Source organism: Blautia faecis (genome assembly GCF_020554845.1).
GTDB classification, from domain to species: domain Bacteria; phylum Bacillota; class Clostridia; order Lachnospirales; family Lachnospiraceae; genus Blautia_A; species Blautia_A faecis.
In genome coordinates, this window is the sequence record NZ_JAJCIA010000060.1 from 1 (window position 1) to 14,943 (window position 14,943).

The 14,943-nt window shown below is 47.8% G+C and carries 14 protein-coding genes; 7 read left to right on the forward strand and 7 right to left on the reverse strand.

Features of this window, described 5'->3' with window-relative positions; genetic code table 11:
- Positions 1 to 56: 56 nt before the first annotated feature.
- The 6 genes from LIZ66_RS17710 to LIZ66_RS17735 all read right to left on the reverse strand — a co-directional run bounded on the left by LIZ66_RS17710 (position 57) and on the right by LIZ66_RS17735 (position 6,326).
- Positions 57 to 1,703 carry a recombinase family protein gene (locus LIZ66_RS17710; RefSeq protein ID WP_199572093.1) on the reverse strand — a complete coding sequence of 549 codons (1,647 nt, stop codon included), beginning with the start codon at positions 1,701 to 1,703 and terminating at the stop codon, positions 57 to 59.
- Between the two features lie 80 nt (positions 1,704 to 1,783).
- Positions 1,784 to 2,086 (reverse strand): hypothetical protein, encoded by a 303-nt coding sequence (locus tag LIZ66_RS17715; RefSeq protein ID WP_033121834.1) that lies wholly within the window; start codon positions 2,084 to 2,086, stop codon positions 1,784 to 1,786.
- 18 nt (positions 2,087 to 2,104) lie between these two features.
- A complete protein-coding gene (locus LIZ66_RS17720) occupies positions 2,105 to 3,394 on the reverse strand; it encodes a plasmid recombination protein (protein ID WP_215650850.1) in 1,290 nt (429 codons plus the stop codon).
- Positions 3,395 to 3,741: 347 nt separating this feature from the next.
- Positions 3,742 to 3,957 (reverse strand): type 2 periplasmic-binding domain-containing protein, encoded by a 216-nt coding sequence (locus LIZ66_RS17725; protein ID WP_055228675.1) that lies wholly within the window; start codon positions 3,955 to 3,957, stop codon positions 3,742 to 3,744.
- 400 nt (positions 3,958 to 4,357) lie between these two features.
- Positions 4,358 to 5,704, reverse strand: a complete 1,347-nt coding sequence (locus LIZ66_RS17730) for a DNA primase family protein (protein WP_117347204.1) — start codon at positions 5,702 to 5,704, stop codon at positions 4,358 to 4,360.
- A 1-nt stretch (position 5,705) separates the two neighbouring features.
- Complete coding sequence (locus tag LIZ66_RS17735) at positions 5,706 to 6,326, reverse strand: CHC2 zinc finger domain-containing protein (RefSeq protein ID WP_215650849.1); 621 nt, start codon at positions 6,324 to 6,326, stop codon at positions 5,706 to 5,708.
- 222 nt (positions 6,327 to 6,548) lie between these two features.
- Between LIZ66_RS17735 and LIZ66_RS17740 the strand changes: the two genes are divergently transcribed.
- From LIZ66_RS17740 to LIZ66_RS17770, 7 genes are all read left to right on the forward strand, one after another.
- A complete protein-coding gene (locus tag LIZ66_RS17740) occupies positions 6,549 to 7,652 on the forward strand; it encodes a DUF6076 domain-containing protein (protein WP_215650848.1) in 1,104 nt (367 codons plus the stop codon).
- 25 nt (positions 7,653 to 7,677) lie between these two features.
- Positions 7,678 to 8,622: a DUF3658 domain-containing protein gene (locus tag LIZ66_RS17745; protein WP_110442444.1), complete on the forward strand. Its 945-nt coding sequence runs from the start codon at positions 7,678 to 7,680 to the stop codon at positions 8,620 to 8,622.
- Positions 8,623 to 8,686: 64 nt separating this feature from the next.
- Positions 8,687 to 9,874 carry a hypothetical protein gene (locus LIZ66_RS17750; protein ID WP_117504237.1) on the forward strand — a complete coding sequence of 396 codons (1,188 nt, stop codon included), beginning with the start codon at positions 8,687 to 8,689 and terminating at the stop codon, positions 9,872 to 9,874.
- A 77-nt stretch (positions 9,875 to 9,951) separates the two neighbouring features.
- Positions 9,952 to 10,719 (forward strand): ABC transporter ATP-binding protein, encoded by a 768-nt coding sequence (locus LIZ66_RS17755; RefSeq protein WP_110442442.1) that lies wholly within the window; start codon positions 9,952 to 9,954, stop codon positions 10,717 to 10,719.
- Positions 10,709 to 12,781: an ABC transporter permease gene (locus LIZ66_RS17760; RefSeq protein WP_055228677.1), complete on the forward strand. Its 2,073-nt coding sequence runs from the start codon at positions 10,709 to 10,711 to the stop codon at positions 12,779 to 12,781. The genes LIZ66_RS17755 and LIZ66_RS17760 overlap by 11 nt, the downstream gene beginning before the upstream one ends.
- Before the next feature lie 19 nt (positions 12,782 to 12,800).
- Positions 12,801 to 13,478: a response regulator transcription factor gene (locus LIZ66_RS17765; protein ID WP_055228678.1), complete on the forward strand. Its 678-nt coding sequence runs from the start codon at positions 12,801 to 12,803 to the stop codon at positions 13,476 to 13,478.
- Positions 13,475 to 14,500, forward strand: coding sequence for a sensor histidine kinase (locus LIZ66_RS17770; protein ID WP_055228679.1), 1,026 nt, complete (start codon positions 13,475 to 13,477; stop codon positions 14,498 to 14,500). The genes LIZ66_RS17765 and LIZ66_RS17770 overlap by 4 nt, the downstream gene beginning before the upstream one ends.
- Before the next feature lie 49 nt (positions 14,501 to 14,549).
- On the opposite strand, the gene LIZ66_RS17775 is transcribed toward LIZ66_RS17770, so the two are convergent.
- Complete coding sequence (locus LIZ66_RS17775; protein WP_033121501.1) at positions 14,550 to 14,798, reverse strand: DUF6061 family protein; 249 nt, start codon at positions 14,796 to 14,798, stop codon at positions 14,550 to 14,552.
- Positions 14,799 to 14,943 lie beyond the last annotated feature (145 nt).

A 14,943-nucleotide genomic window follows, 5' to 3' on the forward strand; every position in this document is an offset into this window, starting at 1 on the left:
AAGGCTTAATAGTGACAAGTAACTATTTTGTCGCAGAGAACGGTGTGACCCGAAGGTCACGCCGTTTTTCTGTGTTCATAGGTTGTTTGCGTGATGATAGGCTCGGAAATAACGGGAATATCTACATCGTCCACGAAGTTGAAGAAAATCTTCACTTTCTGCTTGCGCTTGCCGCTGGATTTGTCCGGGGCATAGACGATGATTTTCTTGATATACTCGTTCACGATGGTCTGTGTCAGCTCCTCCACATCCACATATTTCTGTGTCAGGGCGATAAAGGCATCCAGACCGTCGTTCATTTCTTCCCGCTGTTCCACCCATTCTTCGATAACTTCAATTTCGAGCTTTAACCGTTCCTGCTCCGCTTCATAGTCCGCAGACATCTTTCTGTATCTGTCCTGATTGAGATTTCCAAGAACATAGTCCTCGTACAGCCGGGCGATGATGACATCCAGATCGGCAAGGCGTTTCTTTGCCTGTTCCAGCTTCTTTTTGTCATCCCGGATGCTGCGCTCCTGGTCAGTCCTGCGGCATTGCAGCCATTCCTCCTGAAAACCGTCCACATCGCTTCGGATATACTCATTGACTGCCCGGATGCGTTCCAGAACGATTTCACGAAGCACATCTTCCCGGATATAGTGGGCAGTACAAGTACCACGGTTGCTCTTGTAGTTGTTGCAGACGTAGTGATCCTGCTTGCCCTCAAAGCTTTTGCTTGTGGCAAAGTGGAGCTTGCCGCCGCAATCGGCACAAAACAGAAGCCCGGAGAACAATCCCTGCCGTTCCGCTTTTGCGGGGCGGCGTTTGTTTTTCCTCAGTTCCTGCACCCTGTCAAACTGTGCCTGAGATACAATCGCTTCCTGTGTGTCCGGCAGATAAAACATATTCTCCGGCTCATTGGGAATCCGCTTTTTCAGCTTGTAGGACTTGGAATAAGTCTTGAAGTTGCAGGTACAGCCTGTGTACTCCTGCCGTTCCAAAATCCCTGCAATGGACTGGTTGCCCCAGTGGTACGGTCTTTCCGGCATCGGCTTTTTCTTTCGCTTGGCATAGAGTGCCTTTGCGGTCATAATCTGCTTTTCTTCCAGAATCCTTGCAATCTGCTCCGGGCCTTTGCCGTCAATGCAAAGGTCGAAGATGAGCTTGACTACCGGAGCCGCTTCTTCATCCAGAATCCAGTGATCCTTGTCCTCCGGGTCACAGCGGTATCCGTAGGGCGGTTTGCCCATGTGCTTCCCACTGGTTCCTCTCTGCCGCAAACTGACACGGACTTTCTTGCTGGTATCACGGGGATACCACTCGTTGAACAGATTACGGATTGCGGCGAAGCCCTCGCTGTCTCCCCGGTTGCTGTCTACGCCATCATTTATAGCGATAAAGCGGACATCATAACTCGGAAAGATAATATCCGTATATTGTCCAACAGTCAGATAGTCACGACCAAAGCGGCTGAGGTCTTTGACCAGCCAGCAGCCCACAAGCCCCTGCTTGACAAGCTCAAAGCCTTCCTGCACACCGGGACGATTGAAGTTCGTCCCCGTATAACCGTCATCCACCAGAATTTTCAGGTTTGTATACCCGTGGTCACGGGCATATCGGGTTAAATACTCTCTCTGATTTGCGATACTGTTACTCTCGCCTTCCTGGGCATCCTCGTTGCTCAGACGGCAATAGAGAATGGTAATTTTCTGCTGATCCAACATAATATCCTCCTTCGGTGGTTGGTCAGCCGACAGTACCGTTGTGCATATTGGAATTATATCATGCTTTTGTGTCGCAGTCATTAACAAATCACCCCCTTGTCAGAAAAAATGAGCCGTTTTACCTTGTCGGTAAGTGGCTCATTTCCATCACACTCCGTTTCAATCACATACCATGTGTTTCCGATCTTGCACTCAATGGTTTTGCAGAAAGAGGACTGTGCCGCTTCCCAACGCTTGCGGCATTCTTCCAGAAAATCAATAGGCGGCTCAAAAATCGGATCGAAGCAGGAGCAAATATCAATATAGCCGATGGCATCGTTGATTTCTTCCATCGGGGCATCTTCCATAATCATCTTGTTAATTTCATCTACGGTTTTCTTCATAGGCAAATAGTTCCTTTCTTAAATTTCCATGTCCTGTCCACGATTGCGGGCAGGGTGTTTGTGTTCATACAGTTCCTTTCCCCTGGCGAGGATGGCATTGATAAAAGCCCAGACCTTTTCAGATGCAATCTCAATCGCATCCAGGAAAGGCTGGGCTTTTTGTTTCAGCTCCTCATAGTCTTTGTTCAGTTTTTCAAAACGGTCTTTCCATATCTTTGCGTTTTTATCTGCCTGCTCGAATTTCTGCTTGTATTTCAGCTTCTCAGACTTTTCCGCAAAGCTGCTGACCGCATAATCCTTTAGCGTGCGGCACTCATCCGCCGTCATGGTAACATTTCCCGTAATGGGATTTTTCTTGCCCATCGACTCAATCTCATGTGCAGTCATAGCAACAGACTTAGCAGCCTGAGTTTCCTTTTTCAGAGCTTCCAGTTTCTTTTTCTGCTTCTCCGTGGCAGCTTTGGCATCCGCTAAGCTCTGCTCGGCCTGTGCCACCTGTCCGGTCACAGCTTCCAAACGCTGCTGTTCGGCCTGTACCTTGAACTGTGTCACCGTCAGATGTTCTTCGGTGCTGCCACATTCTCCACGCTCTACATCGGTATAACCAGCGTTTCGCATGAAATTGAAAAAGTCATCCTGCAGCACACTGTAGGACGACTTCAAAATCTTTTTCCCTTTTGCGTTCAACATAGGATTTCCGTTTTCATCAAGAACGGGTTTGGATTCCCACTTCTTACTGCGGCTGACCTGTGTGATCGTTTCCTTTACCGTTCCCCGGAGGGATTCATCCTTGCATCGCTTCGACCACAGGATTTGTTTCTCCACCACCGGGATATAAACCACATGAAGGTGATAGTGGTACACATCCTCACCCAGAGCTTCCGACATTGCCCGGATGCGTTCGTCGGCATGCATTACAGCGGAGAGGATATACTGCTCACCGCCCACGATCTCCACGGCGGCTTTATAGGCATCGGCATAAAACTGTTTTGCAAACTCATAGCCGCCGTGGTTGTAGAAATAAGCGGAGTTCACATCGAAAACCAACTCGCCATATTTGACGGCATCCGGTTTCAGCCCTCTGGTGGAGATGATCTTGTCCTGCTCCATCTGCTCAAACATTTTTACATAATCGTCAGTGGGAGACTTGAAGTGAACATTCAGCGCAGTACGTTCCGGCACGATGTCCACATTGGAATAACGGTCTTTTTCACGCTCATTGTGTTCCTGTACTTTTGTCACATCATCCGGAGTTTCCAAGTCCTGATTTCTGGCTAAGGTACGATCAATTCCATCATTTCTTGCCATAGATTTTTGTCCTTTCTTTAAGATTTGCAGACAGCGGAGGGCTGAGGAACGGCACTTTTTCAAAGTGTAATAACCCACTATTACACTTTCATCCATGCTGGCTACAAAGTGCCGTGGGCTCTCCGAGGGCTCTCCCGAGGGGGGAATGCGGTCACTGCGGTGACCTCTGCTGACCAAGGCAAAATGTCTGCGCCTTTTACCTTGGTCAGCCCGTCTGCATGAAGCTGTTCTGCGGAACATTTCTTGCAGACGATGGCAGCGAAAACCGTATCTTTCACTGCCTGTCCATGGGCAGCACTGCGGTGCGCCTATGGGGACGGGAGATGCGGAGGGCTGTTGCCGGGGTATCACTTCTCCCGTCTTTTCTGCCATACGATGTCGTAACCAAGCACAGCGGCAAGCTCCAATACTTCCTTGTATCGTATACTTTCCCGCTGTAATTTTGCGGACAGGTTGGAAACGCTGTCGCTCCATCCGTACTCGTCCGAGAGCAGGTCAACAACTTCCTGCATGGTCATCCCGGCACGGATGATCTGTGCCTTTATTTCGTTGCGTATATTCATATTGATAAAATCCTCCATAATTCAGTTCATGTGTCGGTGCAACCTCTGCGCTCCAAGGTGGAGTGGATGCACCGAACAGTGAAAAATCTGCAATCTCCGAAATCCGTTCAGAATTTCGCTTGTGATGTCCTGTCCATATATGACCATATCCCACTTTGCCGTTTTGTGTGGTTTGGTCTGGAACAGTGAAAACACCCATTGTTCCGTGAACAGGGTACACGGTTCAGAGAAGCACGATTTCGTGAAATAGTTTCGTCCTGCGGTCAAAAACTTTGCTGTTTCCATTACCATTGATTTTTAATGCCCGAAAACAGGTCAGCTTTGAAAGCTGCTGTTTCCTATAACGGAAGAAAACAGGGGTAAATGCTGCGTACATACGTACAGAGCATGACTGGCAAAATCAATCCCGCCAGTCCTCCGGTACGTACGTACACGGCGAAACATCGTAAAATCCATTTATATGAGGTCTTGCCACAGCTTCCACGCCCATAAAGCCCCACACCCGCCGTCCGGCAGAGTTGGTGATGTTGTTGCAATGCTCCAGATTGAATCTCCCGGCATTGGCAATCATGGCATCGCTGAAGCTACGGGCTTTCAGCGGTGCAAGGGAGTTTTCCTCACACCACATCCGGTAGATTTCATAGAAATCCTTAGAGCTGATGGAAGCATCCGCTTTCAATCGGATGTATCCCTCCGACTCCATGAAATCAAAGATATTGTTGTTGTCACGCTTGACCGCTTCCCGGTTTTTCCGGATACGGTCACTCTCCGTAAACTTAAAGTTGTTGGCAACAAGCCGCTGTAAGCCTTCAAATGCCCACAGGAAGATACCCTCGGCTTCAGCTTTCATCTTCTCTGCAAGGTCAGGATCATCGGCTCTGTCCATGGGCTTTTCTTTGGTGGTCAGCACAAGCTGTCTGCGGTAAAAACCATCGCTGCGATCATATAGGGCTTGCAGATCACCATTGCTGAATGCCAGCAACCGGGCAAACATCCAGCCCTGATAACTCTGCTTGCCCTTGCGTTCCAAGTCCATTTTGCCCTGTGCAGTCACGATGGATTTTACATAGTTGGTCTGACGCAGAGCTTCCATCCGCATATCATCATCCACGCACAGCAGGATGTGTTCCAGATCGGCACGGGCAAAACGGTTTTCAGAAATCTTCCCGATGCTGCCGTCTTTCATATTCGTGCCGAAGATGGTGGACAGCACCGCACCGATTTGAGATTTACCCTCGCCACCGTTGCCTTTAATCACCATCATGCGCTGCCCCTTGTTGGAGGGAATCAGGCAATAGCCGATAAACTCCTGCAAAGTTGGAATGTCCTCGGCGTAAAGCAACCCATCCAGAAAGTTCAGCCAGATCACCGGTGCAGGAGCATCGGGATTATAGCCGACAGGCAGACGGCTTCGCACGATAGCCGGTCTGCCTTCGGTGAAAGTGCCGTTCAAGAGCAGCGTACCGTTGGCAACATGGATGCGATCCTGCTCCGGAGGGAAGTCAGACACCTGCGCTTCCAGTTTCAGCACTTCCAGAATGTTGGTGATCTTCCGTGGGATGTTGTTCACGGCACAAAATTTCAGCTTGTCGTAAATCTCCCCACGCAGAGGAAGGTCATCCGTCACTCGACCATCGGGCGTGAAAAAAGCTCCGTTTGCGAAGATGATTCTGCGCTCATGCAGAAATTCTTCACAAAACAGAGCTTCGTTGATGTTCTGCCCGTCAAACCAGACAGGAAAATTCATATTAGGCGTTTTCCGGTTCTTCGCCACGGTGCGCCACCTCCTTTTTCTTTCGTGCGGTATACTCTTGCAGAAAAGCAATTTTGTCGTCCTGCATCAGCTTGTCCACCAATGCCACCCGTTCTTCCAGATCACCCACCGTCAGCACATCTGCCATATATTCGATATAGCAGTGCATCTGGCAGGCTTCCACAAAACGGTCATCCAGAGCATCTTCCGGTGTCTTGGGTGCGTATCGTATTTTCCAATCTTCCAGCAGATGCAGATAATCCGTCAGCACCCGGAAACACAGCATTTCATTCTCCCGGAACTGACGGATATAGGGACGCTTTGGCTTGACCATAGCTGCGGCAGTGGGCGGTTTCGGGTCAAGCCCGAAGTCCGCAGCCAGCTTTTGCGCTGCTTCATAACTGCTCAGATCGAACAGTCTTGCCACAAGGTCGATTACATCCCCCTTGGCTCCGCAGCCGAAGCAGAAGAAATAATCCTCGTTCAGCTTCAAGCTCGGATGCCTGTCGTTGTGGAACGGGCAGCAAGCCATACCATTGCGGTTGACATTCAGCCCGTAGTGTTTTGCGGCTTGCTTTACGCTGATTGCCGCATTGATGATTTCATAGATTGTCATAGAAAAACCTCCGTTCATAGTATTTAGAAAGCACGAAACACCCGCCGTGATTGGCAGGGGTTTGGCTCCTTCTACTATGGTTATGCCGGATTTTTCAAAAAACAGGCTAATCGGAGGACAACCCCGTTTCAAAAAACAGGACAACTTATGGATAGATGTAGATTTCTTTACATTAGCATGATAGAATTAAGAAAATGAAAAAACAGGACAGGAGGGGCAAGCATGAACCAAGAACTGATGACATTGGATTTTTGGCAGGATACGGTCATATATGAGGGAAAAACACTTCCTGTCGGCGCTCTTGCCTGTGATGCGCTGAATGTCCCTGCGGATACCATCGCAAAGATGAACGAGCAATGCGAGAAAATCAATCTGCTGCTTGGAATATTAAACGCCGGACAGGATGCTTCTGCACTCTGTCCTATTGCAACGGAAGCTGCTCTGACGATGCTTGATATTCTCAGTCAAACACCGCCGTTCTCCTATATGAATATCTCAAAGCACAGAGAACGGATTGAAAAAGTCTTTACTGTGGACAATGCGCTGAAATATGTGGAGTTTGCCATAAAAGCCGCAACCAATTCTTTGCAATTTGAAGAAATCCAGAACTTTGCCGATGCGATGATGCTCCAACGCTATACCGCAGTTTTCGGGCATCTGGCATACTCCCTTGGGGAATACCAAACGGCCATGCTTGATTTTGCAGAAAAATCAGACGGCAATGAAGCAGAACGCACCGCAGAGGGTTTTGCAAAAATGTTCGGCGACTATTTTCCGCCGGAGTTCTCTATCACGGAGGGCAATGCCTGGATGTCTACTTTGAATAATTCCGTTCAGTATGTATCCGTCATCCGTCCCGGCGAAAAAGTTGCGAAGCTGGTCAAGCGGATGCACTATGTATCCTTTGTGGGGATGTTCCGGTCTGATCTCTTTGAGGGCCTGTGTGTTGGCCATGCACCGAAAAAATGCAAAATCTGCGGCAAATGGTTTCTGACCACCAATGCAAGGCACACCAAATACTGCGGCGGCTACGCTCCGGGGGACAAGCTGCACCGCACCTGCCGGCAGATCGGTAACCTGAAAGGCAGAGAACAGCGGGAACTTGCGGACGATCATCCGCTGAAACAGATTTATGAGAAGCGACTGAATACCATAAACCGCTATGTGAAGCGTGGCGCTCTGGACGCTGATCTTGCAGAGGTTATGAAAAAACTGGCGAAAGATAAGATGCTTCGGGCGCTGGGCAATGTCGCTTACGCCAAGGGTGATTATGAAAAAGAAATGGGACAGGCTGCGTTGAAGAAAGAAGCAATAAAAAGAATTTGAATTTAGCTAAGAGGTGAGCAACGTTATGTTAGAAGTAGTATTTAGCGACAGTGCCGCAGGGACTATGGCGGTTGCGATTGGACATAAGGGTTTTTTAGGCGGAGCAACCAGTGTAATTATCTCTGATGGGACAGTTTCAAAAGAAGAAATAGAAAAGTTCCAGCATCAAGCAGAAGAACGGGAGCGTTCTGGTTGGGAGAATGCTATACCGTTGGAAGGAAATCGTAAGGACATAGTTAATCTTCCGCTGGCATTGTCTGTGGGCAACATCTCCGAAGCAGGAATTTGTTTGGAGCGTGAGTCGGCATTATCTTTGCTACTAAGCATACTGCCCGATATGGCATCTGAAATCGTAACTGAACTTCTCAATACATCCCGAAAGAACTATGCTACACTACTGGAAAAAGCACAAAACGGAGAGCCGATTCGTGTTTGGGTCGGACGAGACCCAGATGATGTGTGCGGATTGTATTGGCTTCTGGAACAACTACGACCAATCGGCTTTGAAAAATTGGATATTACCATTGTGGAGCTTCCAATGTGGGAAACAAGACCAGATGGATGCATTGTCCAGTATAACGGTTGGGGAGAAGTTGAACCTTATCACTTGGGACGGATGGCATCTCTTGGGAAGAAGTTGCCAACAAATTACCTTCGTAGTTTGGCTAACCGCTGGAGAGAACTCCAACAGGAAAATTCTCCTCTTCGTGCTGTTATAAACGGCAAACTGGTCAGCGTATCAGAAACTCTGTATGATACATTTATTCTTCGAGAATTGGATACACTGGACGACGAGTTTAGGGAAAGCGTGCTTGTTGGACAGGTTCTTGGAAAGAATCAATTAGGGATCGGTGATGGGTGGATTGCTTTGCGTGTGGAACAATTTATCAAAGAGGGACTTCTGCTCCCAATCACAACTCCTGCACCAAATGCACCTATTTATCACCGTATGTTAAAGAAAATAAAGTAATAAATAACCCATTAGTTGATCACGGGATATTTATGAGTATTACTAAACTGGAAGGAGGTGCGCTATGCTGAATGATTTTTCATGGAATATGACCGGATACATACCGAAACACGCTGTCAATCCATCCGATGATGGCATCCCACCCTATGTTGCAGAGCGCATCTTCCAGCTGGAACCGGAACCGCCTACAGTAGACAATCCGAACGAATATATCCTGTCTGCCCTACGGGAAAAAGACTTGAAATATTTCTCATTCTTTCTCCACCACTACGAGCTGCAACTTAACAAGCGCATCAAAACCTTTCTCGGTGTGGATGGCGGCAATCGATACGACACAGACCGTTTTCTGGATATAAAACTGTCCTGCCGGGAGCAAATGCTCCAAAAGCTGATGGACTATGCTCCTGCCAAAGGTGCGGAGTATGCAACATACATTTTTCCGTTCATTCGGGATGCTATGCTCCGTTTCCGCATGGGCGAAGAAAAATGGTCGGTATCCTCTCTGACCAATTACAAAATGGTGCGGTCAATGGCGTGGCTGTACCATAACACCAAGGATGCGGTCAGTGAATTTGCAAAGAAATACAACTGCGACCTTGCCCTTGCGGAAGGATACCTGAAAGTAGTCCGTGGCATCCGCAATCAGCAGCCATTCTATGTAACGGACGAGGATGGCGAGGAAACAGGTGAAGATGTTGCCCTTGATGATACATGGAACTATACCGACATCCTCTGGAACGGCATACAGGCTGAAAAGGTGCAGCGGGCATTTGAGAAACTGAATTACCGGGAGCAAACCTTGCTTGAAAAGCGGCTGGCGATCTGTATGACCTGTGGGCGTGTCGGCTCATGGAAGAACCGCCCCACCTTTGAAGAACTGGCGGTTATGTTTGAGGGCAGCACAGCCAGCGGTGCAGAGCGAGCCTACCGGAAAGCAGTGGACAAGCTGACGGAGTTTTTGGTTGCCGAGGGTGCTATCCATGCAGTCCGGCTGAAACAGAAATCCAAAACCAAGCGCAAAAAGAAAATCACCGCCGCAATCTACGAATACCAGGCAGACTGCGACGGCGAATGGGGCGAAATGTCAGTTGATTTTGAGAACGGCACAGCAGAAATCATTCGGCTTGCTGATTGGGATACAATTAAAACGAACTGGTTTGCCAATGAGGCGATCCGGTATATTTTATCATTGTCGCCTGATGCTCTTAAAAAATATATGCTCGTCCCCCTTGAGCCGCCACTTATATCCTGAATCCTTACAACAACTGTAAGTGGTATTTGCTGTGTTCCCATGCTATCATTTTATTACAAATGATAGGAGGTATTCACATGAAACCCATTTTGAATATTGAAAATTTAACAAAAATCTATGGCAATGTGCCAAGTCAAACAAATGCACTGAATGGGATCACCCTCCAGGTGATGCCGGGAGAGTTTCTCGGCATTATGGGAAGCAGTGGTTCCGGTAAATCCACGCTTCTCAACTGTATTGCAACTGTGATTCAGCCCACCGGTGGAAGCATTCAGGTGGAGGGCGATACTCTGCAATCCCTCAGGGGAAAGGCTCTTGCAGAGTACCGTGGCAAAAAAGTTGGTTATCTATTCCAGAACTTTGAATTGCTGGACAACCTGACTGGCAGGGAAAACATCCTGCTCCCGACTTCCTTGCATGGGGTATCCGAAGCAGAAAGCAGCCAGCGGCTGAAGCAGTTGGCTGACTATCTGGAAATCACTGATGTTCTGGATAAGTTTCCGTCCAAGATGTCCGGCGGCCAGCGTCAGCGTGTTGCGGCAGCAAGGGCTCTGATCTTACATCCCCAAATGATCCTTGCCGATGAACCGACGGGTGCGCTGGATTCTAAGAACGCAAGAAGTCTTATGGAGAAGCTGTCCGGCCTGAATCGTGACGAACAAGCTACGATCCTGATGGTAACCCATGATTCCAATGCCGCCAGCTTCTGTAAGCGCATCCTGTTCATCCAGGATGGCGTGATCTTTCATGAGCTTCGGCGTGGAGACGAAAGCCAGCAGGAGTTCTACGGGCGCATCCTGAAGGTGATGGCGCAACTGGGAGGGGGCAGCGCAAATGTTCTCTAATCTCATTCTTCGGAACAGCCACCGCAGCCGAAAGGAAAACGGTCTGTTTTTCAGCTCCCTGGTGATTTCTATTGTTGCCTTTTACATGATTCTTTCCATCTCCACTCAAGATGTGATGCTCTTTTTGCAGAAAATGGAGAGTGACGCAGTTGACAAACTCCTGCTTCTGATTCCTGCGTTTTATGGGATGACCCTCGGTATTCTGTTCTTTTTGATCTATTTTGCCTGCAAGTATCAGTTCGAGCGCAGACGGCATGAGTTTGGTGTTTATCTAATGTTGGGGATGCGTAGAAGTAAACTGTTTGGTATGCTTCTGGCGGAAGATTTCCTGACCAGTATTCTTGCCATGCTCATAGGCTTACCTGTGGCTGTGGTGCTTTCAGAAATTGTCAGTCTTGTCACCGCCAAGCTGGTAGGCATGGGGATCATCGGTCATCAGTTTTCTTTATCCTGGTCTGCAATTGAATGGACGCTGGCAGGATTTCTGGCAATTAAGCTGACGGCACTTCTGATTTTGAGTGGACGAATCAGCCGCCAGGAGATCGGTACTTTGCTATCCCAGCCAACGAACCGCCCCAAAAAGCAAATGCCATCTGTTATCTATGGACTGGCTGCTATATGCGGAAGTGTGATGTTGGCAGTGGCTTACTACATGGCGATTCAGGGAATTGCATGGACAAAGGTAAGTATGATGGGACTGACTTTGCTGTTGGGCATAGTTGGTACGATGCTGCTTTTCTATGGGATGCGTGCGCTGATTGCTTTGATTGTTAAGAAAGGAAAAGGAAATAAGCAGCTTCATGTATTTACCTTCCGGCAGATTCAGGAGAATGTTATTCATCAGTCAACCTCCATGGCCATCAGCTCCCTGCTGATTCTGGCGGCGCTGTGTTGTTTTGGTGCGGGCGTAGGAATTGCAGGAACGAATAGCCTGTCTTCTGGCCATGTAATCGACTATACTTTTGAAGATCATACTGCAGAAGATTCATCGCAGGTTCTTCCGAATATAAAGGCAGCCCTGAAAGAAAACGGTTTGGAAAATCAATTTTCAGAGCTTTTTGAAATGAGGGTTGGGCGTATTCGCACCACAGAAGATTATGATAATGCCTACAGCATGGACGCTGTTATGGACTCTCTTCGGAGCCTGCCCCAGTCGGAAGACCGGGATGTCCTTCTGAACAATCTTGGTTATGCCACATACCCATATTTGATTTGTCTATCGGACTATAATCGTTTGTTGGAATTGTCCGGCAAACCGGCTCTCCAATTAGGCGAAAAGGAGGCCGCTGTCTATATTGATACAGAGTTTACTACGGTAAGTCGTACCGCAATGCTGAACCAAGTATTGGCCGGACAGCCCAAGGTGGAACTGGATGGTAGTCCGATTCATCTTACAGGAGAGGTTCAGTCTGTGAATTTGGTCACGGACCGTTCTATAACCTTGTCCTTTGCATTGATTCTTCCGGATGAAGCATTCCTATATTATAGCCAGGGAATGTATGATACCTATGTCAATGCGGTGCTCAGTGAGCAGGCTCTGGATGGAAATAGCCTTATGACTGCATATTTGGATTTGAACGAGAAGCTGGACGAAACTGGCATTGAATATGAAAGCTATCTTCAGAATATAGGTCGTCAGCTTTTCTACACCATAGCATCCAGTTATATTACCCTCTATCTTGCGATTGTTTTCCTGGTAGTTGCCAACACCATCGTGGGTGTTCAGTTCCTGATGAGTCAGCAGAAAACCGGGCGCAGATACCAGACCCTGATCCGCCTGGGAGCTACTTACGAAACCCTTTGCCAGTCTGCTGGAAAGCAAATTACCTGGTTTATGGGACTTCCTGTATTGGTTGCGGCTGTCAGCAGTCTGTTTGGAGTCAGGGCGTTATTTACAGGGATACTCTCGTCCCGAACCCGTGGGACAGTGTCTGAAATGCTGCTTGTATCTGCTGCTATGATTTTACTACTTTGCGTGATAGAATATATTTATATGAGAGTGGTCAAGCGCTCCAGTGATCGGTATTTGCTGACACTGATGCAGCCGCAGAGAGAAGAATAATTTGGAAGGAGGTGCTGTCATGAAAAGAATTGCTGTTGTGGAAGATGAAGTCTATATGCGGGAAGAACTCTGCGATATGCTCCAAAAGGACGGCTATCTTGTGGAGGCAATTACCGAGTTTGAAGATGCCGCTCGGCTCTTGGCAGCCCTCCGCCCTGACCTTGTGATCTTAGACCTGAACTTGCCGGAGATCAGTGGCTTTCAAATCTGCCAGGAGCTAAAGAATAAAACTGCTATCCCCGTCCTGGTGCTGACTTCCAGAGATCAGGTAAAGGATGAACTGCAAGCGTTCCAGTTGGGTGCCGATGAATATTTGACGAAGCCGTGCAGAAAAGATCGACTTCTTGCCAGGGTATCCAATATTCTCAAAAGGTATGAAGGCCGTACCAATCTCATAGAGGGACCAGATTTCCTGTTAGACCAGCAGACCTACACGCTTTATATTCATAATACCTCTGTGGTGCTTCCAAAAAATCAGGGAAAACTGTTGGTCGCTCTTTTGTCCGGCGGCGATGCTCTGGTCACGACGGAGCAGCTTTGCATGGCACTATGGGGAACCACGGAATACATAGATGAAAATGCCTTGCAGGTTAACCTAACCCGGCTGAAAAAAACGATGTCCGCCCTTGAAATGAAGCAGCGAATCGTTGCAGTTCGAGGAATGGGCTACCGTTTGGAAGCGGAGGTGTCTCTATGAAGCAGCTTTGGCACATGATAGAACGGTACTACCCCTGGCTTCTGTTGCTGCTGGGCGTGGATTGCTTTTGCGCTGTCATTCTTTGGATTTCTGACATTCAGGTATTTCAAACCTTGATCGGGTTAGTAGTTCTGACGAGCATCCTTTTGTTTTCAGCGATTCTGTTTGTACTAAACAAGAGGGAGAACACCCACATGGAACTGTTCCGAGATTTCCTCAGTGATCCTACCATCTGCAATGAAGAACGGCTGCTCAGTGCCATTAGTCAGAAAGAAGGAGAATCTGTCCGATTTTTGGCTTCGGTTTTACGGGAATACAAAAACGAGAGTAACAATATGGCGGATGCCCTACGGGACTATGAAGAATACGTGGAGGGCTGGGCACATGAAGCGAAAACGCCCCTATCGTTGCTGACCATGCTCTTGGATAACCGGAACGATGAAATCTCTCCTTCCCTGCAAGCAAAGCTGGATTATGTCCGCAGTCAGCTTCAGGAGGATGTCACGCAGATGCTGTACTATGCCCGGTTGAAGAGCAGTACAAAGGATTACCGATTTGAGGATGTCAATTTGAATGACTGCTTGGGTGAAGTTCTGGAGGACTATGCCCCACTTCTTGAAGAGAAGCATTTTGTCATTCTCAACAAACTGCAATCTGAAACAGTCTATACAGACCGTAGAGGACTTCAGTTTATGTTGGGACAAATCGTTAGCAATGCCATCAAATATAGCAGCGATAGTCCCATGCTTACAATTTCCGTGATACATTCGGAGACTGCAGATATCCTTTCTGTTGAAGATAACGGCATTGGCGTAAAAAAATATAATCTGCCGTACATTTTTCAAAAGGGCTTTACCGGGGATTCTACTGACAGCAGAAAGAAGGCTACCGGTATGGGACTTTACCTGGTTAAGAAGATGGCCGATGATCTAAATCTTCATCTGGAAGCAGCTTCCCAGTGGGGAAAGAGCTTCAAGATTGTCATCTTCTTTCCTAAATTGAGATCCAACGGAGGGAAATAATATAAACAGAAAAACGCCCGCAGGATTTTCTCCTGCGGGCAGCGTGTTGTCAGCTATCCCAAGGCTTGTATTCTGTTACAGTTTTCAAATAGGTTTCGGGATCGCCGTTCAAGATAAGGTCTGCATACTCCAAAGGAGCGTTGTAGATCAAATAATCCAGCTCTGACCGCTGATACATATTGTCAGCAATCTCGTTCTCAACGACGATAGTGTCAATCGCAATCATACTGCCGTCGCTGAATTTCACTTCCACACAGCAATTATCCATATTGTAGGCACAAGATATTAAGGTTTTCATGGTATGTCCTCCATAATTCGTAATATAAAGCGAAAATCCCGTCTGACTTTCTGTTAGAAATCAGACGGGATTTGTCCGTATGCACCCCGGAAACCGTCAGCTAACAGTTGATAAGTAAATTAGTTCCTTATCACTGTTAAGCCAA